General features: G+C 38.4%; 25 protein-coding genes. 2 read left to right on the forward strand and 23 right to left on the reverse strand.

Translation table 11 applies throughout. From position 1 onward, the window contains the following. Positions 1 to 9: 9 nt before the first annotated feature. From AAX18_RS06615 to AAX18_RS06645, 7 genes are all read right to left on the reverse strand, one after another. On the reverse strand, positions 10 to 876 hold the full coding sequence (locus AAX18_RS06615; RefSeq protein ID WP_046953346.1) for an alpha/beta hydrolase: 867 nt from the start codon (positions 874 to 876) through the stop codon (positions 10 to 12). Between the two features lie 55 nt (positions 877 to 931). Beyond that, the gene (locus AAX18_RS06620) at positions 932 to 3,010 is read right to left on the reverse strand and encodes a TonB-dependent receptor domain-containing protein (RefSeq protein ID WP_046953347.1); all 2,079 of its coding nucleotides are present in this window, start codon (positions 3,008 to 3,010) and stop codon (positions 932 to 934) included. A 77-nt stretch (positions 3,011 to 3,087) separates the two neighbouring features. Next, positions 3,088 to 6,174, reverse strand: a complete 3,087-nt coding sequence (locus tag AAX18_RS06625; RefSeq protein ID WP_046953348.1) for a TonB-dependent siderophore receptor — start codon at positions 6,172 to 6,174, stop codon at positions 3,088 to 3,090. Between the two features lie 217 nt (positions 6,175 to 6,391). Continuing rightward, the gene (locus AAX18_RS06630) at positions 6,392 to 7,300 is read right to left on the reverse strand and encodes a siderophore ABC transporter substrate-binding protein (RefSeq protein ID WP_005628366.1); all 909 of its coding nucleotides are present in this window, start codon (positions 7,298 to 7,300) and stop codon (positions 6,392 to 6,394) included. A 230-nt stretch (positions 7,301 to 7,530) separates the two neighbouring features. Beyond that, positions 7,531 to 8,298, reverse strand: a complete 768-nt coding sequence (locus AAX18_RS06635; RefSeq protein ID WP_005628364.1) for an iron ABC transporter ATP-binding protein — start codon at positions 8,296 to 8,298, stop codon at positions 7,531 to 7,533. Continuing rightward, entirely contained in the window at positions 8,289 to 9,248 is a 960-nt protein-coding gene (locus AAX18_RS06640) for an iron chelate uptake ABC transporter family permease subunit (protein WP_046953349.1), read from the reverse strand. The genes AAX18_RS06635 and AAX18_RS06640 overlap by 10 nt, the downstream gene beginning before the upstream one ends. After that, the gene (locus AAX18_RS06645) at positions 9,241 to 10,194 is read right to left on the reverse strand and encodes an ABC transporter permease (protein WP_046953350.1); all 954 of its coding nucleotides are present in this window, start codon (positions 10,192 to 10,194) and stop codon (positions 9,241 to 9,243) included. The genes AAX18_RS06640 and AAX18_RS06645 overlap by 8 nt, the downstream gene beginning before the upstream one ends. A gap of 167 nt (positions 10,195 to 10,361) precedes the next feature. Here AAX18_RS06645 and gorA point away from each other — a divergent pair, with 167 nt between their 5' ends. After that, positions 10,362 to 11,732 carry a glutathione-disulfide reductase gene (gorA, locus tag AAX18_RS06650; protein ID WP_046953351.1) on the forward strand — a complete coding sequence of 457 codons (1,371 nt, stop codon included), beginning with the start codon at positions 10,362 to 10,364 and terminating at the stop codon, positions 11,730 to 11,732. Positions 11,733 to 11,802: 70 nt separating this feature from the next. On the opposite strand, the gene pnuC is transcribed toward gorA, so the two are convergent. From pnuC to galT, 16 genes are all read right to left on the reverse strand, one after another. Further along, positions 11,803 to 12,480, reverse strand: a complete 678-nt coding sequence (pnuC, locus tag AAX18_RS06655; RefSeq protein WP_046953352.1) for a nicotinamide riboside transporter PnuC — start codon at positions 12,478 to 12,480, stop codon at positions 11,803 to 11,805. Positions 12,481 to 12,646: 166 nt separating this feature from the next. After that, positions 12,647 to 13,414, reverse strand: a complete 768-nt coding sequence (locus tag AAX18_RS06660; RefSeq protein WP_046953353.1) for an amino acid ABC transporter ATP-binding protein — start codon at positions 13,412 to 13,414, stop codon at positions 12,647 to 12,649. Positions 13,415 to 13,423: 9 nt separating this feature from the next. Further along, positions 13,424 to 14,140, reverse strand: a complete 717-nt coding sequence (locus AAX18_RS06665; RefSeq protein ID WP_046953354.1) for an amino acid ABC transporter permease — start codon at positions 14,138 to 14,140, stop codon at positions 13,424 to 13,426. Beyond that, entirely contained in the window at positions 14,124 to 14,897 is a 774-nt protein-coding gene (locus tag AAX18_RS06670; protein WP_046953355.1) for an amino acid ABC transporter substrate-binding protein, read from the reverse strand. Before AAX18_RS06670 ends, AAX18_RS06665 begins: the two co-directional genes overlap by 17 nt. 302 nt (positions 14,898 to 15,199) lie before the next feature. Continuing rightward, a complete protein-coding gene (murA, locus tag AAX18_RS06675; RefSeq protein ID WP_046953356.1) occupies positions 15,200 to 16,474 on the reverse strand; it encodes a UDP-N-acetylglucosamine 1-carboxyvinyltransferase in 1,275 nt (424 codons plus the stop codon). An 11-nt stretch (positions 16,475 to 16,485) separates the two neighbouring features. Further along, positions 16,486 to 16,743 (reverse strand): BolA family protein, encoded by a 258-nt coding sequence (locus AAX18_RS06680; protein ID WP_005628347.1) that lies wholly within the window; start codon positions 16,741 to 16,743, stop codon positions 16,486 to 16,488. A gap of 11 nt (positions 16,744 to 16,754) precedes the next feature. Continuing rightward, entirely contained in the window at positions 16,755 to 17,081 is a 327-nt protein-coding gene (locus AAX18_RS06685) for an STAS domain-containing protein (protein ID WP_046953357.1), read from the reverse strand. 10 nt (positions 17,082 to 17,091) lie between these two features. After that, on the reverse strand, positions 17,092 to 17,736 hold the full coding sequence (gene mlaC, locus AAX18_RS06690; RefSeq protein ID WP_196296020.1) for a phospholipid-binding protein MlaC: 645 nt from the start codon (positions 17,734 to 17,736) through the stop codon (positions 17,092 to 17,094). A 28-nt stretch (positions 17,737 to 17,764) separates the two neighbouring features. After that, a complete protein-coding gene (gene mlaD / locus AAX18_RS06695; RefSeq protein WP_046953359.1) occupies positions 17,765 to 18,271 on the reverse strand; it encodes an outer membrane lipid asymmetry maintenance protein MlaD in 507 nt (168 codons plus the stop codon). A gap of 10 nt (positions 18,272 to 18,281) precedes the next feature. Next, positions 18,282 to 19,067: a lipid asymmetry maintenance ABC transporter permease subunit MlaE gene (gene mlaE / locus AAX18_RS06700; RefSeq protein ID WP_005628334.1), complete on the reverse strand. Its 786-nt coding sequence runs from the start codon at positions 19,065 to 19,067 to the stop codon at positions 18,282 to 18,284. Then, positions 19,064 to 19,858: a phospholipid ABC transporter ATP-binding protein MlaF gene (gene mlaF / locus AAX18_RS06705; RefSeq protein WP_046953360.1), complete on the reverse strand. Its 795-nt coding sequence runs from the start codon at positions 19,856 to 19,858 to the stop codon at positions 19,064 to 19,066. The genes mlaE and mlaF overlap by 4 nt, the downstream gene beginning before the upstream one ends. Positions 19,859 to 19,897: 39 nt before the next feature. Next, positions 19,898 to 21,436 carry an apolipoprotein N-acyltransferase gene (lnt, locus tag AAX18_RS06710; RefSeq protein WP_046953361.1) on the reverse strand — a complete coding sequence of 513 codons (1,539 nt, stop codon included), beginning with the start codon at positions 21,434 to 21,436 and terminating at the stop codon, positions 19,898 to 19,900. A gap of 121 nt (positions 21,437 to 21,557) precedes the next feature. Continuing rightward, a complete protein-coding gene (gene corC / locus AAX18_RS06715) occupies positions 21,558 to 22,457 on the reverse strand; it encodes a CNNM family magnesium/cobalt transport protein CorC (RefSeq protein ID WP_046953362.1) in 900 nt (299 codons plus the stop codon). A gap of 138 nt (positions 22,458 to 22,595) precedes the next feature. Next, positions 22,596 to 23,618 (reverse strand): galactose-1-epimerase, encoded by a 1,023-nt coding sequence (gene galM, locus AAX18_RS06720; protein ID WP_046953363.1) that lies wholly within the window; start codon positions 23,616 to 23,618, stop codon positions 22,596 to 22,598. Positions 23,619 to 23,627: 9 nt separating this feature from the next. Next, a complete protein-coding gene (gene galK / locus AAX18_RS06725; RefSeq protein WP_046953364.1) occupies positions 23,628 to 24,782 on the reverse strand; it encodes a galactokinase in 1,155 nt (384 codons plus the stop codon). A gap of 71 nt (positions 24,783 to 24,853) precedes the next feature. Then, the gene (galT, locus tag AAX18_RS06730) at positions 24,854 to 25,903 is read right to left on the reverse strand and encodes a galactose-1-phosphate uridylyltransferase (RefSeq protein WP_046953365.1); all 1,050 of its coding nucleotides are present in this window, start codon (positions 25,901 to 25,903) and stop codon (positions 24,854 to 24,856) included. Between the two features lie 209 nt (positions 25,904 to 26,112). On the opposite strand from galT, the gene AAX18_RS06735 reads away from it, so the two are divergent. Next, positions 26,113 to 26,436, forward strand: a 324-nt coding sequence (locus AAX18_RS06735; protein ID WP_046953366.1) for a LacI family DNA-binding transcriptional regulator, incomplete at its 3' end; no start/stop codon positions are given.

Genomic DNA, 26,436 nt, shown 5'->3' on the forward strand with positions numbered 1-26,436 from the left:
GCCTTATTTTTACCTATCATTTTGCATAAAATCTAAAGAATACTTTATTGCATCAATAACCGAATCCCCGTGATTTTTGTTCGGAATCCATTTAAATATTGCATGATTGCCTTGAGCTTGTAATTTTTCCGCTAATTGTTGAGCATTAAATGGTCGCATCTTCTTTCGTTGCTCAATGCGTTGTTGCTGCTCCTCTGTCATTTTAGGATCTTGTTCCGGATATTCTTCATATTCGCCTAAAGTGATTAAAATATGCTTAGGATGAGATGTAATCCAAGATTCATTTTTAGACAAAAACGCACCGTTTCCCCACCAAAGTGATGGACTCGCCAAGGTGTAATATTGGAATAAATCTGGCTGATGAAACAGCACGTAAAGACCAAATAATCCCCCAAAGGAATGCCCAAAGAAATATTGTTTTTCAGGATTAATGTCGTAATTTTTCTCAATATTCGGTTTAATTTTAGTTTGGATAAAACGTAAAAAATCTCCCGCGCCACCACCTTGCTTAAACTCATCACCTTGTGCTGGAAATGTGTAATCTCTTTGACGCTCTTCAATGGCATAGGCTTTTTCTGAAACATAGCCAATGCCTACAATCAACGGTAAAGGTAAATTAGCATTCACTGCATTTACCGCTAAAGGAAATTGCGCATTGCCATCAAGTGTATAAAACACCGATAAATTGTGCTGTCGTCTTTTCGGCTCGGCGATAAATAAACGATAATGTTTATTCTCAAACACTAAATCTTGTTGATGAATGTGATAAAGTGCGGTTATTTTCGGATTTATTTTAGAGATAGAAAAATCAGGTGCAGCCATAGCTATATTGATCGCCCCTAAATAGAAAAAAAGAATTTTAAATAAAGTACTCATAAGAAAAAGAAAGCTACATTTAGACGGTGCTAAATGTAGCTTATTTTCGTGCTAATTAGAATGTAACATTCAGATTCGTCCAAAAACGTCGGCCTTCTTCAACCGTCCAGCTTCCCCCATTCGTATTCACACGTTCACCAATTTCATTGCCAATATTAAGCACTGCCAAGCTTAAGGATACATTAGGGTTAAATTTGTAAGTTGTCCCTAAATCTACTGTGGTGTAAGCTGCGCGGGTTCGATAGTGATTTTTGCTATCGCCATTACGTGGGTTTGCCCATATTTGTTTGCCTTTATAAGCAATACGCGTATAAGCACTCAAGGCATCATTCATTTGCCAGTTTAATTTAGCACTCGCTGCATGTTTTGGTGTATTATCAAGCGGTAAGCCACGTAGGCTCATTTTGGATGCAGAAATATCTTCATCAGATTGGCGTTTAGAGTGTTGATATGTGTAACTCATATCAACATTCCAATGTTCATTGAATGGAATATGAGTGGCAATTTCAGTGCCTTTAATATTCGCACGTCCAACATTAGCATACTCATAAAGTTTTGCCTTCATAACTAGATCAGTTAAACCGGTATAATGGCTCGTTAATTTATTCTTAAAATCCGTATTAAATAAGGTAATGCTCGCGTTATAACCATTATCATTGGTGTAAACTAACGCAATTTCTTCGTTCACACTGGTTTCCGGTTTTAAATCTTTATTACCATAAATAACCCCTGCGCCAGCCTCTGTGGATGTCACATAACTTTCACTGATTTCACGAATACTTGGTGCTTTAAAAGCTTTACTTACACCGCCCTTTAACGAGAAATTATCATTGATATGATAAACCGCATAAACTCTTGGGCTCCAATGTGAACCATATTTTTCATGATGATCAAGACGAGATCCCAGCGTTAATAAAATGTCTTTGCCAATATCAATGCGATCTTCTAAGAAAAGTGCGGATTGTTTTACACTATTTTTACTATTTTCAAATACAGCTCTTGAGGCTTTATGACCATTTGGTAAAGTTTTTGTTAAAACACGTGTTACCGAGTCATCTTGTAATTTAGCTTGTTGAACCTGTCCGCCAAATACAAAGAAATGATTGGATAAAGGCAGCATAAATTTTGCATCAAAGACATTATTTTTGATTTCTGGTTTACGGGTATTCATCACGCCATTAACACTGACTTCGCGTTTTGCAATTTCTTGTGAAAAACTTAATTCTGATGTCATCAAATCCCAATCAGCTTGATGTGTGATAGACCAATGATTACGGCTTGCACGAGTAGAACTTGGATTATTAGGCGTGACTGATGTTCCACGTGTTGTGGTCAAATCAATAGTTTTCCCCGGTGTTTCATCTTTTTCTAAACGATGGCGCCCCGCCTCAAAAATAAAGGTTTGTTTATCAACCGGCGTAAAAGTCAATTTCGCATTCAAATTTTGATCTTTATTTTTATTCGATGCGCCAATCAAGTTATCTTCTTGACGATAGTTCCCCCCACCATAAACCTGAAGACCTAATATATCCTTAACAAGTGGACCTGACACAAAGAAATCACCATGATAACCATCACCAAAGTCTGACTTATCATGTACGGTAAATCCTGTCGAAACCGATCCTGTCCATTCTTTTGCTGCATTTTTCGTGATGATATTTACCACTCCCCCCATCGCATCCGAGCCGTAGAGTGATGACATTGGTCCACGAACAACCTCAATTCGTTCAATTGCACTAACAGGCGGAATAAATCCCCCTTCAAATCCGCCATTGCCATTTGGGCGGGATTCACGCGTATTTTGACGACGACCATCCACCATAATTAAAGTGTAGTCCGCCGGTAAGCCGCGAATAGCAATATCGGTTCGGTTTGCATTACTCCCACTTACATTTACTCCAGGAATATCTTGCAACGCGTTCTCTAAGCGATTAGAAGGATGCGATCTTAATTTCGCTTGATTCACCACGCTAATACTTGCCGGTGCATCACGTAATTCTTGCGTCGTACCTGAGGCTGTAACCACAATCGCATCAAGGTTTTCAGTATTTTGCTCCGTAGCTGCCGCATTGGTTGCAAGGGCAGCAAGAATTGACAGACTTAAAAGTGAAAGTTTTATTTTGAATGGGTTCATAGTTTGTCCTTAAATTTGTGATGATTAATGTTCAAAAACAATGGGAAAATCGACCGCACTTTTGCGACTGATTTTTCCTAGAATGTCCAATCGAGTTTCATCATAACTGTGCGTGGGCGACCATAGAAATTGTTCATCCCTCGAGTGCGGTTATAATTGTTCTCGAAATAGATTTTATCCGTTAAGTTCGTCCCAATTAGGCTTAACTTAGCGTGCGGATTAAATTCATATTGAATATTCGCATCCCAAAGAGCGTAACCAGCTTGATGGATGCCATATAAACTGCTTGTTGGGCTTTGTGCAGAAGCACCTCCACCGATGGTTAATTTTGTATTTGGGATATGATAAGAAGTCGCCAAGCGGAACATTTGAACCGGTGTGAAGTTACTGAAGTTATAAGGAGTCGCTTTTGTGTTTTTCTCTAGACGTTCAGCATTCACTTCTTGAGCATTTTTATATTTGCTCTTGTTGTAAGTGTAACCTAAAAAGAGTTGCCAGTTTTCGGTGAGATTGCCTGCAGCTTCGATTTCAAAGCCCTTGCTTTCAACTCTTCCTATTGGTTTCGCAATAGTTTGGAAAGAGCCTTGTCTACCAGTAGAATCAGGCACAAAACCAAAATCAACAACGGTTCTATTCTTTTGCTCTAAAGTAAATAAAGCCAATGACGCATTTAAACGATTGTCCAAAAATGCTCCTTTCCAACCTACTTCGTAATTTGTTCCAACAAGGGGTGGTAAGGTTGTTTTTGTTGTGACATCAACATTATCTTGTTGCTTAAAGATTTTAGTATAACTCACATAAATGCTGTGATTGTCAGTAAGATCATAAGTTATCCCCAAATAAGGCGTAAACTTATGCCCCGTCATACTGGCTTTATAATGTTCATTATCCGCTTTAACATTACTGGCTGACTGGAAGTTTGTGATAGGTTCACCATAACGAACAGGCATTTCTTTCTGCTGTGAAGTGGTGAAACGTACAAAACTTAACCCAGTTAAGATATGCAATTTATCTGTGGCATTAAAGCGGTTACTTGCTGTAATGGTGTGAGTTTGATTTTTGTTAAAATATTTAGCGTAATTATATTGTGCCAAAATATGATCATCTGGAATTTTAACGTGTTTATAAACAGGCGTAGTACCTGCAAAACCAACAAAAATAGGATTGCCTTTTTCATCAACTTCTTGAATCTTATTGCCATTGGCATCAAGCTCATAAACTGGCTCTAAAGCAGGTACTTTATTACCAAAATCATCAATTTTATAAATTTGTTTGCCACTGACATCAAGCATCGGTTTATATTTGGTTTTAATGGCATTTTTACAATCTGGTTCATAGATACTCACATTTCCATATTCATTATATTTATCCCAATCCGGCTCACGATTTCCTTTTTCTGTTGGAAGTTTATTACTACCTAATGGATGCACTTCACATAAGCCATCAAATTGGGCATGAATAGTTCCGGTACTTGGGCGTACTCTATATTTCTTTTGGAAAATTTCAAGGTAAGTTGATTCTATATTTTCATTGTTATAAGCATAACCAAGATAAAAATCGTGGCTTCTATCAAAGAGTTCATAGTTGCCTTTTAAATTTAACTTAATACCATATTGTTTATCCTTTTTTTGATACCTCATTGGCATATAGTTAAATCGACGATTTATCACATCTCGATTATTATAGGCTGAATCATATAAACGATTAGGGAAGCGTTCATTTGCATTATCACTAATTCCCTGATCGGCAAGCTCTTTATTAATAAAATCTTGTTTGTATTCTTCATCAGTCAAGGCAGGATAATAACCATCGCAGAAGAAATCCAATGTTCCCTCATCAATACATTGCTGGCGTAGTAAAGCGCGGTCATTTATACGTTTATTTTTATATTGCTCAAAATCTTGTTGATTAAAACCATTCTTTAAATAATCCGCTTTTTTAGATTCAAATTCTGTTTTGGCGTCTTTGCGATATGAAGCTAGTTTTTCTAATGCTTTATCTTTAGGCTCAAAGGGAATTACTTCACCTTTTTCAGTTAAAAAGCTTGTAGCATCTGCGCCAGAAACCCCCGCAGCATGTTCATCTTTAATAAAATATTGCCCTACTTTGGCATCGGAATTATTTTGTGTATAAGAAAGTTCTAGACTTAATTCCCAATCATTATCTAAAAATAATTTTGTTTCAGAGAAAAGATTATATTTATCTCCTTTTAATCGAGACCAACTTTCGCCTAAGTATGTACTTCGTGGAAATTTAAGGGGATCTTGGCAAGCTGGGCGAGAAGAAAATGCTGCAACTTTTGGATTCTCACAAGGCAACATAACACCGGCAAAATCCGGTACTTCATTAATTTTTTGATACATACCGCCAAGGGTAAATAAACCTTTATCACGGATATTGCTCTCAAATACGCCATAAACCATTTGTTTACTGCCTTTTACATCTTGCTTGAAAGAATGTGATTTTTCATCCACGCCCACTAAACGCCCACGTACGTTTTTTTCTTTATTCATTGGGCCTGACACATCAAGCATAGTGCGAACACTGCCACGGTGATCTACGGTAATTTCACCTAAATGTTGGAATTTATCTGTTGGGCGTTTGCGAATAAGATTAATAGTTCCGCCTGGTTCGGAATTGGATTGAGTTAAACCTGTTGCACCGCGTACTACTTCAATATGATCGTAAACGGCTAAGTCTGTGCTCGGCACCACATCAATTTTAGCTGTATAACCTGAGCGCCCGCCTACATTGGTAGTGATACCATCTTCACCAATTTGATCCACATAGAAACCACGAGAGAGAAAACGGGTTTGTAAACCAGAATCATGCACAACATTCACACCTGTAGTGTTTTTCATTGCGTCTTCAAGGGTGTGAATCGCGCGATCATCAAGTTGTTTTCTTGTTACCACACTAACAGATTGTGGCGTGTCTTTACCAGAAATACGCAAGCCAGTGGCTGTATTCATTGATTTGATAGTATAGCTTTTACTGCCAGCTGTGGAGTTAGCTGGGCTTTCATCAACAACATTAATTTGCTCTAAGCTTTCAGCCTGAGTCAAGGGATGAAAAGCAAATATCGCTAAAGAAATGAGGCTTAAAGAAAAACCTAGGAGAGAGGTAGAATTTGTTTGTTTGTCAAAGACTACATTATTCGGCATAACTTAATCCTATTGTATTCTTGTGTTCCATACATTTCTCCATTTGCTTACGTCACTGAATAATTATAAAAAAGAAGGAATAGAGAATAGCCTAAAATTACATTAATGATAATGATTTGCATTGCTTTAGTAAAGTGTAAATTTAGATTTTTGAGTGAAAAAGAAAATCGGCGAGCCAAAAGAACCGCCGACTTATCAAAAAAGAAAAATATTGCGTTTATTTCACCGCTTTTTCAAGCTCCGCAGCAATAATCTCCATGGATTCCAATCCTCCAAAAGCCAAATACCAATTTGCGGCATCTAAATATACTATATGGTTGTTTTTAAATGCATTTGTTTGTTGGATGAGGGAATTATCAAGCACTTTTTGTGCATTGTTTACTTTGTCGGTGACTGCCGCAGTGCGATCCACCACAAGTAAATAATCTGGATTTTTTTCTAAAATATATTCAAAACCAACGCTCATTCCATGAGTGGAAGATTTAATATTCGGATCCGCCGGTTTAAAGCCAAATTTTTGATACACCATGCTATAACGCGAGTTGTCGCCAAAGGCGCTGATTTTGCTTTCATTTACTAACACTAGCAACGCCGTTTTGCCTTTCGCATCTTTTGCTACTTGCGCTACTTTGTTTTCTAAAGCATCCAATTTTTCTTTTGCCACGGCGTCTTTATTGAAAATTTTACCAAGCGCGGTCACATTTTCTTGGAAACTTGGGTAATAATTGGCGTAGTCGTTTTGTACATAGAACACCGGCGCGATTTCTTTCAATTTATCCAACAATTTTTGTTGGCGCGGCGCGGCGATAATTAAATCCGGATTGAGTTCGTTGATGGCTTCAAATGCTGGTTCAGGTAGGGTGCCGACGTTTTTGAATTTGTCTTGGTTGAACTCAACCAAATACGCCGGGATATGCCCTGCTTTCGGGAAGCCCACGATTTTACCAGCATCACCTAAAGCGCGAATAGTATCAGCTACGCCAAAATCCAGCACCACTACTTTTTGTGGATTTAGTGGCACGATTTGTTCACCATCTGTACTTTTTACAGTGATGTCTTGTGCGTTTACCGTTGCCGCTGCGAAAACTGCAATACTAAGTGCAGTGAGTTTTTTCAATGTTTTCATAGTGTTTCCTTGTATAATGTTATTAAGGTAAAGAATGCTTCGCTCACCCTGTTTACAGAGGAGGTGCGAAAGTTGAGAGGGGAACCCTATATGGCTCCGTCATCCCTTTGAGCACGTTATTCGCTACGCTCTCTCCATAGGGCTCGTTGGCAAAGCCAACACTCAAAATGCTACGTATTTTGTCCCCCACAAACAGTGAAAAGACAAGATAATTTTTATTTAATAAAAGATCATTCCTGACGAAAATAAACCGCAATCCTTCTCCCATCAATTTCTTGAATCGGAATCGTCATTTCGTAAATATCCTGCAGCACCGGTGATTGCATCATTTCTTCCACAGAACCTTGCGCAACGAGCTTACCTTGTTTCATGGCGATAATGTAATCAGAATAACAGGACGCAAAATTGATATCATGAATCACAATCACGACGGTTTTATTCAGCTCCGTGACGAGTTTATGCAGCACCTGCATAATTTGCACGGAATGTTTCATATCCAAATTATTTAGCGGTTCATCGAGCAAAATATAATCTGTGTCCTGCGCTAAAGTCATCGCAATATAGGCGCGCTGGCGTTGTCCACCACTTAGGTTTTCAATGTGTTGATGGCGAATTTCATCTAAATTCATATAAGCAATAGCGTTGCTGATAAAAGTGCGGTCATTTTCGGTGAGATTTCCTTTAGAATAAGGAAAACGACCGAATGCCACCAATTCTTCCACGGTAATGCGCAAATTAATGTGATTGGATTGTTTTAAGATGGCTAATTGGCGCGCAATGTCAGTACTTTTTTGTTCATTCAGTAACTGATTATTCAGATACACTTCGCCGCTATCGGCTGCTAACAATCGGCTGATAATGCCTAGAAGGGTGCTTTTTCCTGCTCCATTCGGGCCGATAAAAGATGTAATTTTCCCGGTGGGAATGGTGAGTGATACATCATCCACCACTTTTTTTGAGCCGTAAGATTTATGAATATGTTTGATTTCTATTGCCATTTTTTATTTGCTCTCAATAACAGAGAAAGGAAATATATGCCGCCCACAAAATTAATGATCACGCTCAGTGGTGTGCTGAAAGTAAACACTTGCGCCAATAAAAATTGTCCGCTTACTAAGGTAAAAACGGAAAGTAACATGGCTGCCGGAATAAGGAATTTATGACGATAATCACGCATAAATTCAAAGGTCACATTCATCACCAGCAAGCCTAAAAAAGTCAATGGTCCCACAAGCGCGGTGGAAACAGACATTAAAATTGCCACAATAATCAGCAATTTTTTTATCATCGGTTGATAATCCACACCCAAATTAATCGCCTGTTCGCGCCCCAATGCTAGCACATCCAAGTATTTCCAATAACGCAAGCTAAACAGTATGACGACAATCAAAATCACCAACGCTAACCAAAGAATATGAGTATTGATTCGGTTGAAACTAGCAAAGCCAATATCTTGCGAGATTTGGAATTCATTGGGGTCAATCAATACTTCCATAAAGGTTGTCAGACTGCCAAAAAACGTGCCAAACACAATCCCGACAAGCAATAAAAAGAAAATATTCTGTGATTCCTTTTTGAACAGAAAATGATAGAGCGCAAGCATAAAGCAAATCATCACGCCGGTGCTGCCGAGAAAAAGCGTAATCGGATTGAGGGAAAGTATCGTGTTTGAACCGAATAAAAACAAAATGCCTGTTTGGATTAATAAATACAGTGAGTCCACCCCTAAAATGCTCGGCGTGAGAATGCGATTATTTACGACTGTTTGGAAAAGCATCGTAGCTAATGCAATCGCAATGCCTGTCACAATAATCGCTGTTACCGATAAAGCGCGATTGGTTAAAGCATATTGCCAGCGGTTTGGTAAATGATAGCCAAGATATAAGGAAATGCTCACGAGCACCAGAATCCCTAAAGTCACTAAATGAAGGAACGATGATTTACGCATAACGCTCCCGTTTCAATAAGAAATACAAGAAAATGCCGCTACCAATCACGCCAACAACAGCATTAATAGAAATCTCGTAAGGGTAAATTAGGCCGCGCCCCAAAATATCGCAGAACAACACAAAAACAGCCCCTAAAAGTGCGGTGTGAGAAAGGTTTTTTTTCAAGTTATCCCCCAAATACAATGTGACGAGATTCGGCACAATCAAGCCTAGAAAAGGAATCACGCCGACAGATACAATAATAATCGACGACACCGTTGCCACAATCATCAAGCCGACATAAAGCACTTGGTTATAATTTAAGCCGAGATTAGTAGCGAAATCTTTACCCATTCCGACGATAGAAAAACGATGCGCAAATAGATAAGACACAATCAACATAGGGATGCTGAAATAAAGCAGCTCGTAGCGGCCGCTCATGACAAGAGAAAAATCTCCTTGTAACCAGCCGGAAAGGTTCTGCAACAAATCTTGTTGATAAGCGATAAAAGCAGTGATCGAACTAATGATATTGCCGAACATCATCCCTACTAAAGGTACAAAAATCGTATCTTTGAATTTCAGGCGGGATAGGATTGTCATAAATAACAGCGAGCCAAGGAAAGACACCAGTACCGTGATAGTGGTTTTCAGCAGCATCGAGGCTCCTGGAAAAAATAGAATCGCCAGCAAAATCCCAAGACGTGCGCTATCCATTGTGCCAGCGGTTGTTGGCGATACAAAACGATTTCGGCTCAGTTGCTGCATCACTAAGCCACAAATACTCAACGACACGCCTGCAATCAAAATACTCACTAAACGTGGCACGCGACTATCAAGAAAAATCTGCCATTGATTGCCTTTAAAATGGAGCAATCCCTGTAAATTAACCGTACTTATGCCAAGAAAAAGAGAAATAGCGGAAAGTAAAACTAATAGAAAAACTAAGTATCGCCGTTTAAACATCTTAAAATGAGAATGATTCGTAACGGAAAGAGGATAACATATCAAAGTTAAAAAAGAAAAGGGGATAGAACGATTATTAATAATAACCAATTACATCAATTTATAGCATTCTTTATAAAAATTAGGCAAAATACGGAAAATTTTTAAGTTCAAAAAAGGATCAAACTATGACTAAACATTATGATTACATCGCTATTGGCGGTGGCAGTGGCGGTATTGCATCTCTAAATCGTGCTGCAAGCTATGGAAAAAAATGCGCAATCATTGAAGCAAAACATCTTGGCGGTACTTGTGTAAATGTAGGTTGCGTACCTAAAAAAGTAATGTTTTATGGTGCACATATTGCAGAAGCGATTAACAATTATGCACCAGATTATGGTTTTGATGTTGAGGTGAAAAAATTTGATTTTTCAAAACTGATTGAAAGTCGCCAAGCCTATATTGGTCGTATTCATACATCTTATAACAATGTATTAGCGAAAAATAACATTGATTTAATTAACGGTTTCGGAAAATTTGTCGATGCGCATACTATTGAAGTAACACTTGCTGATGGTACAAAAGAGCAAGTAACCGCAGATCATATTTTAATCGCAACAGGTGGTCGCCCATATCGTCCAAACATTAAAGGACAAGAATACGGCATTGATTCAGATGGTTTCTTTGCATTAACCGAATTACCAAAACGCGCTGCGGTTATTGGGGCTGGCTATATTGCCGTTGAACTTTCTGGTGTATTAAACAGCCTAGGCGTGGAAACGCATTTATTAGTACGTCGTCATGCGCCAATGCGTAATCAAGATCCATTAATCGTAGAAACATTAGTGGAAGTGCTTGCGCAAGATGGAATTCAATTACATACCAATTCCACACCATCTGAAATTGTTAAAAATGCAGATGGTTCACTTACAGTAAAATGTGATGGTCAATCTGATGTTACTGTGGACTGTGTTATTTGGGCGGCAGGTCGTGTTCCTGCGACAGATAAAATTGGCTTAGAAAATGCTGGCGTAGAAACGAATGAAGGCGGCTATGTCAAAGTAGATAAATATCAAAATACTAATGTGAAAGGCATTTATGCGGTAGGTGATATTATCGAAAACGGCATTGAATTAACACCAGTTGCAGTTGCAGCAGGTCGCCGCCTTTCTGAGCGTTTATTCAATAATAAACCGACTGAACATTTAGATTACAATTTGGTTCCAACCGTTGTATTCAGCCATCCACCAATCGGCACCGTAGGTTTAACTGAACCTCAAGCTATCGAACAATATGGTGCTGAAAATGTTAAGGTATATAAATCCTCTTTCACATCAATGTATACCGCGGTAACTCAACATCGCCAACCATGCCGAATGAAATTAGTTTGTGTGGGCAAGGATGAAAAAATTGTAGGTTTACACGGTATTGGTTTCGGTGTAGATGAAATGATTCAAGGATTTGCCGTAGCAATCAAAATGGGCGCAACAAAAGCTGATTTTGATAACACCGTGGCTGTTCACCCAACGGGTTCAGAAGAATTCGTGACCATGCGTTAATCTTCAAAGCAAAGAAAGAAGAGCGGTAAAATTACCGCTCTTCTTTGTTTCTAAGTTTGCTTAAGTATGTTTAGATACGTTTAACCAATTTCGTCCAGTTATAATAACCGTACAACGAGTTAAGTAAGTAGGCTGAATACATTAAGTACATGGCTGGTGTTTCTGCCCATAAGAAAATAGAAAGGATATTTAGAGCAATCCATAACAACCACTGTTCACGATAACGCAAAATCATTAAAATCTGTGCAGCAACCGTAATAATTGTAGTTAGACCATCTAAACCTGTTGAACTTCCGCCAGCCGCTTGTAATGCTTGAACAAAAAGTAAAGTACCAACCGTAGTCACAACGATTAATGTCCCCCATCCTTTAACAGTTAAAGATTTAGCAATCACACTTTCTCCACCATCACTATTTTGCATATTGGCTTTCCACATGAAGTAACCAATAAATTGAGATGGTAAATATACATAGAGTACAGTATTCATTTCGCCTAAGAAATTTGATCCCCAAGCGACATAAAAATAAGTGTAAGCAAAAATTAATCCAAAGAAATAATTACTAATTTTACCTTTACTTACCAATACCACGCACAAAATACCGGAAATACCAGAAATCATTGCTAACCAGGAATCAGGCGCTTGTACATAAGCCCAAACCTGCGCAATGATAAAAAGCGCAAGCCAAACTACCTCAAAGGGTTTCCAGCCAGAAACAAATTCTTGTTTTAAACGTTCTGCCAAAGTCATTATGTACTCCTGTTGACTTAAATTTGAATGCGATCATTCTTGCATTGTGCGTTGATAATGTAAAGATCCAGAAACATTTAATTCTCAACTTGTGAAATTCATCACGTTTCGATTAAATCCTAAAATAATACATTATTTAGAAAACTCTCTAAAAATTTACCGCACTTTAAATACAATAATCTGGCTCAAGTGGTATTTTTGCTTGTAGCAAGAACTGTTTAGTTCGCTCATGTTGTGGGCAAGAAAAGAATTTATCTGCCGTATTTTGTTCTACAATATGCCCATCCGCCATCAAAATTACACGATCTGCAACATCTTTCGCAAACTGCATTTCATGAGTAACAATAATCATTGTCCAGCCTTCTTGAGCGAGCATCTTTAATGTTTGTAACACCTCGCCAACCAATTCTGGATCTAACGCCGATGTAGGTTCATCTAATAAAATAATATCAGGTTTTACTGCAAGGGCTCGGGCAATCCCCACTCGCTGTTGCTGACCGCCAGAAAGTTGAGATGGAAATAAATCCGCTTTATTTTTTAGTCCTACCTTCTCTAACAAGCTAAGAGCCTTTTCTCTAGCCTGACTCTTGTCTTGTTTTTGTACGACAACCATTCCTTCCATGATATTTTCAAGGGCAGAACGATGAGGAAATAAATTATATTGTTGAAATACCATTGATGAACGTCGGCGCAACTTCAATTCATCTGCTTTACTAATTTTCTGGTTAAAATCAATTTTTAGACTACCATCAGTAAATTCCAAAATGCCTTGCTCTGGTCTCTCAAGCAAGTTTAAGCAACGTAAAAAGGTAGTTTTTCCTGAACCAGACGGCCCTAAAATTGCTACCACTTCACCTTTATTAATTTCGAAATCAATGCCTTTTAACACATGATTGCCATTAAAGTTTTTCTGAATATTACTTACTTTTAGCATAGACAATCCTTACAAGTGACGAGAAAGGCGTTTTTCTAAACGCATTTGACCAATAGATAACACAAGGCAGAAAACCCAATAAATCAATGCTGCCTCACTATAAATCAAAATAAACTCATAATTCTCAGCTGTAATATTTTGTGCGACACGAAACAGTTCTGCAATCCATACTAAAGAAGCCAAAGAGGTATCTTTCACCGTACTAATAAAAGTGTTAGAAAGCGATGGCACGGAAATGCGTAATGCCTGTGGCATAATCGTGCGAATAAATGCCTGTTGATAATTCATTCCTATAGCATAAGAAGCCTCCCACTGCCCTTTTGGAATCGCAGTAATGGATGCACGCACAGTTTCTGCAGCATAAGCACCGATATTGACTGAGAAGGCAATAATTGCAGTTGGGAAGGGCTCGAGTTTAATGCCGACTTCAGGCAATCCATAGAAAATAATAAAAATCTGCACAAGCATTGGCGTACCACGAATAATAGAAATATAAGCACGACAAATACTTTGCAAAAGTTTAGTCATAAAATTTGGATGAGGAAGCGTACAAATTACGGCAACAATTACAGCAATAAATAAACCACAAAAAAAGGAAATAACGGCTAAGGGAATCGTATATAAAATTGCGCCTTCCAACATAGGCCAAAACGAGCTGATTACATAATCAGCTCGTTCTGCACTCATAAATGGAAGACTCGCTAACAAATTATTGAGTAATGTCATCACCAAACCATTTAATTGAAAGTTGTTTTAATGTACCGTCTTGGCGTAGTTCATCTAGTGCTTTATTCACTTTTGCAATGAGTTCTTCTTCACCTTTCAAAAATGCAAAACCTGTTGGAATTTTCTTATCGCTCTCAACGGCAATTTTTAAACCTGCATTTGGTTGTTTTTTGAAATAATCAAGCACCGCTAATTTATCATTCACTGTTGCATCAACGCGTTCTTGTTTGACTGCTTCAAGATTTTGCGCAAGGCTATCTACTGTCACAATAATCGCACCATTATCACGAGCATCTTTGCTCCAGTTACTCGTCGCTGATTGAGCTGATTTTTTACCTTTTAAATCAGAGAAAGTCTTAATGCTGTTATTATTTTCTTTCGTCACAATAACCCCAGCAGAATAATTATAAGGCGCAGAATAATCATATTTTTTTAAGCGCTCTGGACTTGGATTCGTTTGGTTTGCAATAACATCAAATCGTTTTGCATTCAAACCTGCATACATTCCATCCCAAGCAGTTTCTTTAAATTCAATTTTCAAACCTAATTTTTCTGCCACTTTCTCAATGATTTCTACATCAAAACCTGTCAATTTTCCGTCTTTACCATGGAAAGTAAATGGAGCATAAGTACCCTCCGTTCCCACTAATAAAGTTTTAGTTTTTTCAACGCGGTCAGCAATTTCACCAGCGTGAGAAAATGCAGAGAAAGCAATACCCGCACTTAAAAATGCGGTTGTAAAAAATAATTTTTTCATTTTTTATTCCTTGTGTTGTGTTTGTCTAAGCGTGATTATAAAAATCAAACTTATAAAAAAACAAGATTATTTATTTATATTTTATGAATTTTAGTTATAACAAAGCGAGATATGGCCAATTACTATCAAAACAAGAAAATAATCTACCGCACTTTCTTGTAGAAAAACACATTTCTAAACAATGTAATCAATCTACTCTTATAAAATTTCAGTAAAAAAATGCCTTTCTAAAGAAAGGCATTAGTAGAAATTTAAGATTATAAATAAACTTGTAATATTTAATAGAAAAGTAATGTACCTAATTACGCTTCATCACTTCCAGAAAAACGTTCAATTTTCGCACCTAGACCACGTAATTTATCTTCGATATGTTCGTAACCACGATCGATATGATAAATACGATCTACAATAGTTTCACCTGTTGCGATACAACCTGCAAGAACCAAACTGATTGATGCGCGTAAATCTGTCGCCATCACTTCTGCACCAGACAACTGTTCAACACCATGACATACCGCAGTATTCCCTTCAATTTCAGCTTTCCCACCCATGCGAATTAATTCAGGAATATGCATAAAACGATTTTCAAAAATCGTTTCGGTAATAATACTCGTGCCCTCTGCCACCATATTTAATAAGGTGAATTGAGCCTGCATATCAGTAGGGAAACCCGGATGTGGCGCAGTACGAATATTCACTGCTTTAGGGCGATTTCCAAGCATATCTAAGGTGATACTATTCTCTGTAACATCAACTTGAGCGCCAGCTTCACGAAGTTTATCGATCACTGCATCTAAAGTATCAGATTTAGTATTTTGACAAACAACACGACCGCCTGAGATTGCTGCGGCAATTAAGAATGTACCTGTTTCAATACGATCTGGCACGACACTATGCTCACAACCAGTTAAACGTTCAACACCTTCAATCGTAATGTGATCAGAACCTGCACCAGATATTTTCGCACCCATTTTATTGAGGAACTCAGCAGTATCTACAATTTCAGGCTCACGAGCCGCGTTTTCAATCACGGTGATTCCTTTCGCAAGGGTTGCTGCCATCATAATAGATAAAGTTGCACCCACGCTTACTTTTTCCATTACAATGCGAGTTCCCACAAGACGATCTAATACTTGTGCTTTTACATATCCTTCTTCAAGAACGATGTCTGCGCCTAATTTTTCTAAACCACTAATATGGAGATCAACTGGACGAGCACCGATAGAGCAACCACCAGGCAAAGATACTTGGCCTTGATGAAAACGAGCGACTAAAGGCGCCAATGCCCAAATCGAAGCACGCATGGTTTTAACCAATTCATAAGGTGCAGTGAAATGATCAATATTCGATGCATCTAATAAAACTGCGCCAGTTTCATCACGATCTACCACCACGCCTAATTTACGTAAAATTTTCAAAGTGGTTTCAATATCTTTAAGCGCAGGCACGTTCGTGAGTTTAACTGGTTCTGTTGCCAAAATAGCGGCAAAAAGAATTGGAAGTGCGGCATTTTTTGCACCTGAAATATTCACGCTTCCACTTAAACGAGATTGCCCATAAACACGAAATTTTTCCATTTTTTGAATCCTTAATTAAGTTGGTTTAATGCACGATCACGTTTCCACTTTTCAGTGGTGTAAGTTTTAATTGTTAACGCGTGAATTTCGCCAGTAGTAAAATAAGCCATTAACGGAGCATAAATTGTTTGTTGTTGTTTTACGCGAGAAAGTGCAGCAATTTCATCACTCACTACAATCACGCCAAAATGCGCATTTTCACCTTGAGCATAAACCTCTTCTACGTTTAGCGCTTCTTTTAAAATTCGTTCAATTTCTTGAAGTTCCATCAGATTTCCGTTTAATTAAGATCTGTAAAATTTGCGATCCAATCAGACAAACCAACAAGATCTGCAAGGGTTAATAATTGTTTTGGTGGATGAACTAATCGCACTGTTTTGTTAAACTTTTGACACTCTCGTAAAAAATCACAAAGAGCTGCAAAACCAGCTGAATCAATATGTTGAATACCAGACAAATCCCATTCAACAACCGTTTTATCAAGCGCATTAGCTGATAAAAAAACGTCACGTTGCTGCCACATAGGCAACAACGTGTTGCGAGATAGCTCCCCTGACAAAAGGAGCGCTATCTTATCACCATTTTTCTTTAAATCCCAATTTAACATGGCAACAAGATTATTTGCTTAATGTTACAGGTTGGGCAGCTGATTTTTGTACTTGTGCAGTTAATGCATCAATGCCATGTTGACGTAAGATACCACTCCATTCTTGTTGTTTTGTCACAACCATGCTCACACCTTCAGCAACCATGTCATAAGCTTGCCATTCGCCAGTTTTACTATTTTTACGCCATTTAAAATCTAATTTAATTGGCGCCGCTCCGTTAACTTGAATGATATTCACACGAATATTTACTAAGTTTTTGTCGCCTAATGCTTTTTCTGGCTCGATTTGAATTTGTTGATTTGAATATGCCGTTAATACTTGTGCATAAGCTTGTTCAATAAAATCACCAAAAGCTTTAAAGAATTTTTCACGTTGTTCAGGTGTAGTCGATTTAAAATGAGAACCTAGCACCAAAGAACCTGCATAATTGACTTGAACATAAGGCAGTAAATCATTACGAACTATAGTACGTAGATAATTTGGGTTCTTTTTAATCTGGCTTTGATTTGCCTGAATATCAGAAAACAATTTATCTGACGCTTGTTGCATCAATACATAAGGGCTTGTTTCAGCCATAGCTGTACCTGCAGTAAAAAGTGCGGTAAATACTAAGGTTAAAACTGCAAACCATTTTTTCACTTGGAAAAATTTCATCATAAATCTCCTAAATAAATGTTAGTTGTTATTGTACTGTAGGCTCAGTCTTTTCACTGTTACCATCAGATTTTTTATCGCCGTAAAGGAATTGGCCGATTAAATCCTCCAACACCATAGCAGATTTTGTATCTTGAATTTGGCTACCCTCTTTAAGCATAGCTGATTCACCATCATCAAATCCCATTGTCAAGGCAATATATTGCTCACCTAATAAGCCCGACGTCTTAATTGATAAAGAACTGTTTTCTGGGATTTCATTATATTCCTGATTAATTGCAATACTGACTTTTGGTAAATAGCTTTTTTCATCAAGCGTAATACCGCTCACACGCCCAATAACCACTCCACCAACTTTTAATGGTGCACGTACTTTTAATCCACCAATATTATCAAAAGTTGCCGTCACAGTATAAGATTTCGCCTCACCAAAACCTTGTACGTTGGCTACGCGTAAACCTAAAAAAACTAAGGCTACAATACCAAGTAATAAAAATAACCCGACCCCAAATTCATATTTAATTGTTTGTCTCATAAAAAAATCCTTAACCTGCTCCAAACATAATAGCAGTCAAAATAAAATCTAATCCTAGAACAACAAGCGATGCATGCACAACTGTTCGTGTTGTAGCTTGGCTGATACCTTCTGATGTTGGCATACAATCATAACCATTGAACAGCGCAATCCAAGTTACGGCTACAGCAAAGAAAACCGCTTTAATAAAGCCATTTAAAATATCATAGCTCCAACTCACGGAATTTTGCATAACAGACCAAAAGCTGCCTGAATCAACACCTTTCCAATCAACACCAACTAAGGAACCGCCCCAAATACCAATCGCGATAAACAAGATTGACAAAATTGGCATGGAAATAACTCCTGCCCAAAAACGAGGTGCAATCACTCGACGTAAAGGATCAACCGCCATCATTTCAAGACTAGAAAGTTGTTCAGTGGCTTTCATTAAGCCTATTTCAGCCGTTAAAGCCGAACCCGCCCGACCAGCAAATAAAAGTGCGGTAACAACAGGCCCTAATTCTCGTAAAAGAGAAAGTGCCACAAGTTGCCCCAAACTTGTTTCAGCAGAAAAATCGACTAACACGACATAACCTTGTAGTCCTAATACCATTCCAATAAATAAACCGGACAACAAAATAATGAGTAACGATTGGACACCTAAAACATGCATTTGCTTCACAAGCAAAGGAAAATGCTTGCGAATTTGTGGCTTACCGATCAATGCGCCAAATAACATAAAGCCTGCTCGCCCTAATGCACGGAAAAAATCAATCACCTGTTTTCCCAAAGCAGAAATAAAATTGACGATCATTCAAATAATTCCTTCACATAATCTTGCGCTGGGTACTTAAAGCGCACAGGACCATCAGATTCACCTTTTAAGAATTGCACCACCCGCGGATCTTGGCTTTGTACAAGCTGCTCAGATGTTCCTTCTGCGATGACTTTTTGGTCTGCAATAATATAGGCATAATCTGCAATACTCAATACTTCCTCCACATCGTGTGACACCACGATAGAAGTCAAATTTAATGCTTCATTTAATCGTTTAATCAGGCTCAAAATTACGCCCATACTAATTGGATCTTGCCCAGTAAATGGCTCATCAAACATAATTAGATCAGGGTCAAGCGCAATAGCGCGTGCTAATGCAGCTCGACGAGCCATACCACCAGAAAGTTCTGAAGGCATCAATGCGGCAGCGCCTCGCAACCCAACCGCCTCCAATTTCATCAATACGATTTGGCGAATTAAACTTTCAGGCAAATGCGTATGTTCACGAATTGGAAAAGCGACATTATCAAAAGTAGAAATATCCGTAAAAAGCGCACCCGATTGGAATAACATCCCCATCCGCTTGCGTACTTCGTACAGTTCACGATTAGATAGACGACAAATATCTTGTCCATCAAACAAAATTTCACCTTGTTCTGGTATTAGCTGCCCACCTATCAATTTAAGTAAAGTGGTTTTACCAATCCCCGACGGCCCCATGATCGCAGTGATTTTTCCTTTTTTTACTTGCAAATTCAGGTTATCGTAAATCACGCGATCACCGCGTTTAAAGGTGAGATTCTTAACTTCAATTAGATTTTGATTCATTAAAATCTCGTTTATAAATAAAAAGTGCGGTCGTTTTGACTAGCGTTTTTGTGAAAGGTTCATCTTACGACGAACAAACGCCATCATGCCGTGTAATACTAAAAACAACAATGATAAAGCATATAAAGGCATATTTCCCAACGCAGAATAAGGGGTTTTACCTTCCGCTGGTGCAATCTTATGCGTCAACGTTGTTTCAATAAACTGCGGTGCCTGTGCTAACACCTTACCTTGTGCATCAACAAAGACTGAAATCCCAGTATTCGTTGCACGAATAAGCGGTTTACCCAATTCTAAAGCGCGCATTCTTGCCATCTGTAAATGTTGCCAAGGCCCAATCGAATCACCAAACCAGGCGTCATTAGAAATTGTGAGCAAATAATCCGTATCTTGTTTCAAATTTTTCCGCACTTGTTCACCAAAAATAATCTCATAGCAAATTGCTGGCGAAAAAGCGCGTTTTTTTGCCATTAAAGATGGCTGAATCGCGTCCCCGCTTTGAAATGCAGACATCGGCAAATTAAACACTGAATTAAGTGGTCGCAGAATACTTTCTAGTGGAACATATTCACCGAACGGCACAAGGTGATGCTTACTATAACGATTTGATGTATCGGGCTGATAAGGAAAATCAGGGTTTCCAGCAGTCATAATAGAATTAAGCAATTTACCAGATTTCGTATCTTGGAATACCGTTCCAACCATTATCTCCGTTTTCGCTTCTTTAGCAGCACGATCTAATCCTTCAAAAAATGGGGTAATCGCATTTTCAAGAGTTGGCAATGCGGATTCAGGCAAAATAATTAAATCTGTTTTACCAAGATTTTCTGCGATTAATTTTTGATAAATCTCCAAAGTAGAATAGAAATAAGCTGGATCCCATTTGAGATTTTGTTCAATATTTCCTTGTGCAAGCGTGACTGAAATTGCCTTATCTTCAACAGCTTTTACAAAGTGAATTTGGGATGAATAAGTACTTAATCCCCCCACAATGATCAATAGCAAAACGTTCGACAAGACTAATTTAAGATTTTTCGTTTTAAATAAAGATAAAACAAAATTAAACATCACCGCACTTGCCCAAACGGTAAAAAACGTTAATCCTGTTACCCCAAAAATCGGGGCTATGCCATAAAATGGACTTTCAATTTGTGTATAACCAAACTGAAGCCAAGGAAAACCGGTAAAAATCCAACCTCGTAAAAATTCTGTCAATGTCCAAATCACGGCAAAAATTACCGCACTTTTAACTTGAAAACGCTGAACAAAATAGGTAAAGAGCATCGGGTATAGCGCAAGATAAGCCGCAAGTAAAGCAACAAGGAAATAACTCACACCTAAAGACGCGCCACCAAATTGGTGAATACTGACATTAAGCCAACTTACCCCAAAGCAGAAAAATCCCATCGACCACAAAAACGTCGCTAAAAGTGCGGTGGATTTTTTAGGATTTTTAGCGACATAAAGTAAACCGAGTAAAGAAACATAGGCTAAAGGCCAATAATCAAATGGCGAAAAGGCAAAAACACCGACTAAACCAGATATAAGCGCAATAAGATAAGTAAAATATTTATTCATAAATTCAATATATTTTGCACGCCCTTACGAGCGTCTTTTGTGTTGAAATTTGAAATTCCATTTCAAGTAAATAAAAAGCACGCGTTAGAAAACGCGCGCCATCATTGAGGATGATAAAATGCTATTCGGCTTTTTCTTCCACATCATCCATTTCTACCAAATGTTCATCTGGCACAGTCACTCGAAGTTGAATCAATCGGCGACTATCTGCCGAAGTAACTTTAAATTGAAGATTTTTCAACGTAATTTCTTCACCACGTTTTGGTAAATAACCAAAAGTTTGCATAATCAGCCCGCCAATGGTATCCACTTCTTCATCATCAAAATCCGTATTAAATTGTGCATTGAAATCATCAATATCGGTGAGCGCACGCACAGCATAAGTATGACGAGAAAGCTGACGAATATCCGCGACTTCTTCTTCATCAAACTCATCTTCAATATCGCCAACAATTTGTTCCAAAATATCTTCAATAGTAACAAGACCTGATACCGCACCAAATTCGTCCACCACAATAGCCATATGGAAACGCTCAGAGCGGAAATCTTTCAACATACGATCCACTCTTTTGCTTTCTGGCACAATCACGACAGGGCGCAATAATGAAGATAAATCAAACTCTTCCGCATCTTCTCGTAAAAATTTCAATAAATCTTTCGCATGCAAAATACCCACGATATTATCGCGATCATCCGCATCGGCAATCACAGGAAAACGAGAATGAGCGGATTCAATAATTGTGTTTAAACAAGTATTTAAATCTTGTTGATCTTCAATAAAAATAATTTGTGAACGAGGAATCATAATATCGCGAACACGAAGCTCCGCGATTTCCATCACGCCTTCAATCATTTCACGCGTATTTTGATCAATTAAATCGTTTTGTTCTGAATCTCGAATCACTTCGACAAGTTCTTCACGATTTTTTAGTTCACCTTGAAAAAAGCGACCAAATAAAGATTGGAAAAAAGGTTTTTTCGTATTTTCAGGTTGGTTTGAATTTTGCTGTTCGTCGTTCATATTGGTTTGTAGTTGATGTCTTATTGACGGCGAAAAAGTATCATATTTTGAGCATCTTCGCAAAAATAAAGCAAAAGATAAAGCAAGGGAAAAGAAAAGTGCGGTGAAATATCTCTTTATTTTCTACCGCACTTCATTCTATAAGAACTTAAACTCCGTCCATTGATAATATTGCTCGCCTGCTTTTTGAATCCCACCGTAATTTTGCCATTCAGGATGATTAGGCGTGTCGGGTAAACATTGAGTTTCTAGTGCTACGCCAGAAAAATCGGCATATTTTCCACCATTTCTCGTTGGTGTGCCAGCAAGATAATTACCCGTATAAACCTGCAATGCGGCTTGCGAGGTTCTTACTTCTAAACTTAAATCACCAGTTGGAGAAGTCAGTAACACACAAGGCTTTTGCCAAGCTTTATTGACAATAAAGGAATGATCGTAACCTTTTGTTGCTTGCTGATCCCCTTGTAAAAAATCTTGTTTTATGGGTTTAGCAATACGGAAGTCAAAACTTGTATTCACTACGTGCTTTAATGGAGAATTAGGAATCCCCTCATTATCTACAGGCAGATAAAAATCAGCATTTAAACGTAATATATGTTCACGCACGTCACTGCCTTGTACTGCATTTTCTAAATTGAAATAGGCGTGATTCGTTAGGTTCAATGCAGTATCCTTATCACTCATCCCTGCATATTCAATTTTTACGCTATTATCATCTGTTAGCGTATAGGTTACAGACACACCCACATTACCAGGAAAACCCTGATCGCCATCCTCTGAGTATAATGAAAAACACACAAAATTTTCACCGCACTTTTGGATGTTCCAACGGCGTTTATCAAAACCCTCTCCACCATGAAGCTGGTGTTTACCTTGATTACTACTTAATTTAATAAGTTCGCCATTCAATTCAAATTGAGCATTTGCAATACGATTTGCATAACGCCCAACACTTGCACCTAAATAGCTTTGATGAGTGGGATAATTCTCTATCTTACAACCCAATAAAACCTCGCGTAAAGTGCCATTTACTGGCACTTTACAAGAAAGCCAAGTTGCGCCCCAATCCATAAATTGAACACGCATCCCATTTTCATTTTGCAGTGTTACAAGCTGATAAGGTGCACCATCAGGCGCATTAAAAGTGGTTTGATCTAACATCATTTTCTCTTAAATTACTCGAACACCTTGTGATGCTGTGCACACATAAAAAGTTTCTTTTAAACCAGTCGTTTTCTCGTAATTATCAGCAATAATTTTACGAACTGCATCGACTTTATCATGCGGCGCAAGTGCGACAATACAACCACCAAAACCGCCGCCCGTCATACGTGCACCGCCACTTTTGCCAATAACAAGTTGAGCCAATTCAACTAAATAATCAATTTGTGGCACGGTGATTTCAAAATCATCACGCATTGAATCATGAGATTCCCCCATTAACTCACCTAAACGGGTCAAATCATTTTTCTTCAATGCTTCTACTGCATCGAGCACTCGTTGATTTTCTGTTACGACATGACGAGCACGTTTTGCTGCTAATGGAGAAAGTGCGGTCAATTCTGCTTCTCTTTTTCGGAATTGTTCAACTGAAACATCACGCAACGCTTTTACTCCAAAAAATTTTGCTGCCTCTTCACATTGCTGACGGCGAGTATTGTATTCCCCCGTTACCAAATCGTGCGGTACGTTTGAATTCACAATAATCACGGCAACATCTTGTGGCACGGGTGTTGGAGTGGTTTCAAGGCTACGACAATCGATCATCAGTAAGTGATTTTCCTGCCCAAGTGCCGAAATTAACTGATCCATATTGCCACAATTTGCTCCAACAAATTGGTTTTCCGCTTTTTGTCCATTCAAGGCAATATCCGTATGAGAAAGCGGTAAATCACCAAGTTGTTGGCAAAATTTACCCACCGAAACTTCTAACGCTGCAGATGAACTTAATCCAGAGGAAAGCGGCACATTTCCAGAAATCACTAAATTTGCACCTTGTTGAAAGTGCGGGTAACGTTCTTGGATAAATTTTACAACCCCACGCACGTAATTAGCCCATTTGTGTTCACTCTTCGGAATTTCAACATTGAGAGAAAATTCATCAATTTCATCAAGATCCGCCGCATAAACATTCCAAATATGATCATCTCGTTTTGTACCAGAAACAGCCGTACCAAAATTAATCGCACAAGGCATAACAAAGCCATCGTTGTAATCGGTATGTTCGCCGATGATATTGACTCGGCCAGGCGCATAGATGGTCAATTCAGGTTGTTTGTTATATTTTTGGGTGAAAATGTGTTGGGATTTTTGGATTGGGGTCATATTTCTATCCTTTATATATTAAATCTGTACTCGATCTGCCCCCCTCTTTGCTAAAGAGGTGGCTGGCTATATTATTTAGTTCTTTCTTTATAATGAACTTCACTCAAAGCACGTAATCGCTCTGCAGCCTGTTCTGCCGTTAAATCGCGTTGGCTTTCGCCTAACATTTCATATCCCACCATAAATTTACGCACAGTTGCTGAGCGTAAAAGAGGAGGATAAAAATGAGCATGTAGCTGCCAATGTTCGTTATCTTCGCCATTAAATGGTGCCGCATGAAATCCCATTGAATATGGGAAAGAGGTCTCAAATAGATTGTCGTATTTGGTCGTCAATTTTTTCAAAATAACCGCAAGATCTTTTGATTGTTCGTCACTTAATTCAGTTAAACGTTTTACATGAGTTTTTGGTAGAAGCAATGTTTCAAATGGCCAAACAGCCCAATAAGGCACTAAAGCTACCCAATGTTCAGTTTCAACGACAATACGTTCCTTTAACTCCAATTCTCGTTTTACATAATCAACCAACATTACTGAGCCATGTTTTAGCAAATAATCACGTTGTGTACGATCTTCACGAGCGACTTCATTTGGCAAGAAACTATTCGCCCAGATTTGACCATGTGGATGTGGGTTCGAACAGCCCATTGCCGCCCCTTTGTTTTCAAAAATTTGCACCCATTGGTATTTCGCACCAAGTTCACGAAGTTGCTCTTGCCATACTTTAATCACTTCCTCAATCTCAAGTGCGGTCAATAATGGCAATGTTTTACTGTGATCTGGAGAGAAACAAATGACTCGACTTTCACCACGAGCTTGAGAACTTTGGAAAAGTGGATCGGAGGATTTTTCAGGGGCTGGCGTATCTTCTAAAAGCGCGGAAAAATCATTTTTAAACACATAAGGTTTACGATAATCTGGATTTAACTCACCTGTAATACGCTTATTACTCGGGCAAAGATAACAAGTTGGATCATAACTTGGTTTTTGTTCTTCATTCACTTTTTCTTGTTGCCCTTGCCATGGACGCTTAGCACGATGTGGTGATACCAAAACCCATTGATCAATTAACGGATTATAGCGACGATGTGGATGCTCGGTTGGCTCAAAAATATCACTCATAATTGCTCCCTCTCTAAATTGTAAACGGTTACATAAAAGACTACGCATAAGATAGCAAATTCACAAAAATAAACCGTGATCAGTATCACATAATGGGAAAATCTCTGAAAGTTTTTTGTGATCTCGGTTACAAATCAGAAAGTAACCGCTTTCAATTTTATCTAGAAAGAACATAATAAGAAACGTGATTCCATTATGGAGAGCATTCTATGAGCACCATTCATGATGTAGCCGAATTAGCCCATGTATCTATTGCTACGGTTTCTCGTGTTGTAAATCAACATCCCTCAGTCAGTGAAGATACCCGCCTTGCCGTAAAACAAGCAATTGAGCAACTTAATTATCAGCCCAATGCAAATGCTAAAGCCCTTGCAATACAAAACACCGATACTATTGGTGTGGTTGTCACCGATGTAACAGACTCGTTTTTTGCTATTTTAGTGAAAGCCGTAGATAAAGTTGCTGAAGCACACCGTAAAACAATCTTGATTGGCATTGGCTATCACCATGCAGAGAAGGAACGTGAAGCTATT

Origin of the sequence: Haemophilus haemolyticus (assembly GCF_001008205.1) — a bacterium.
In the GTDB taxonomy this organism is placed as follows: domain Bacteria; phylum Pseudomonadota; class Gammaproteobacteria; order Enterobacterales; family Pasteurellaceae; genus Haemophilus; species Haemophilus haemolyticus_Q.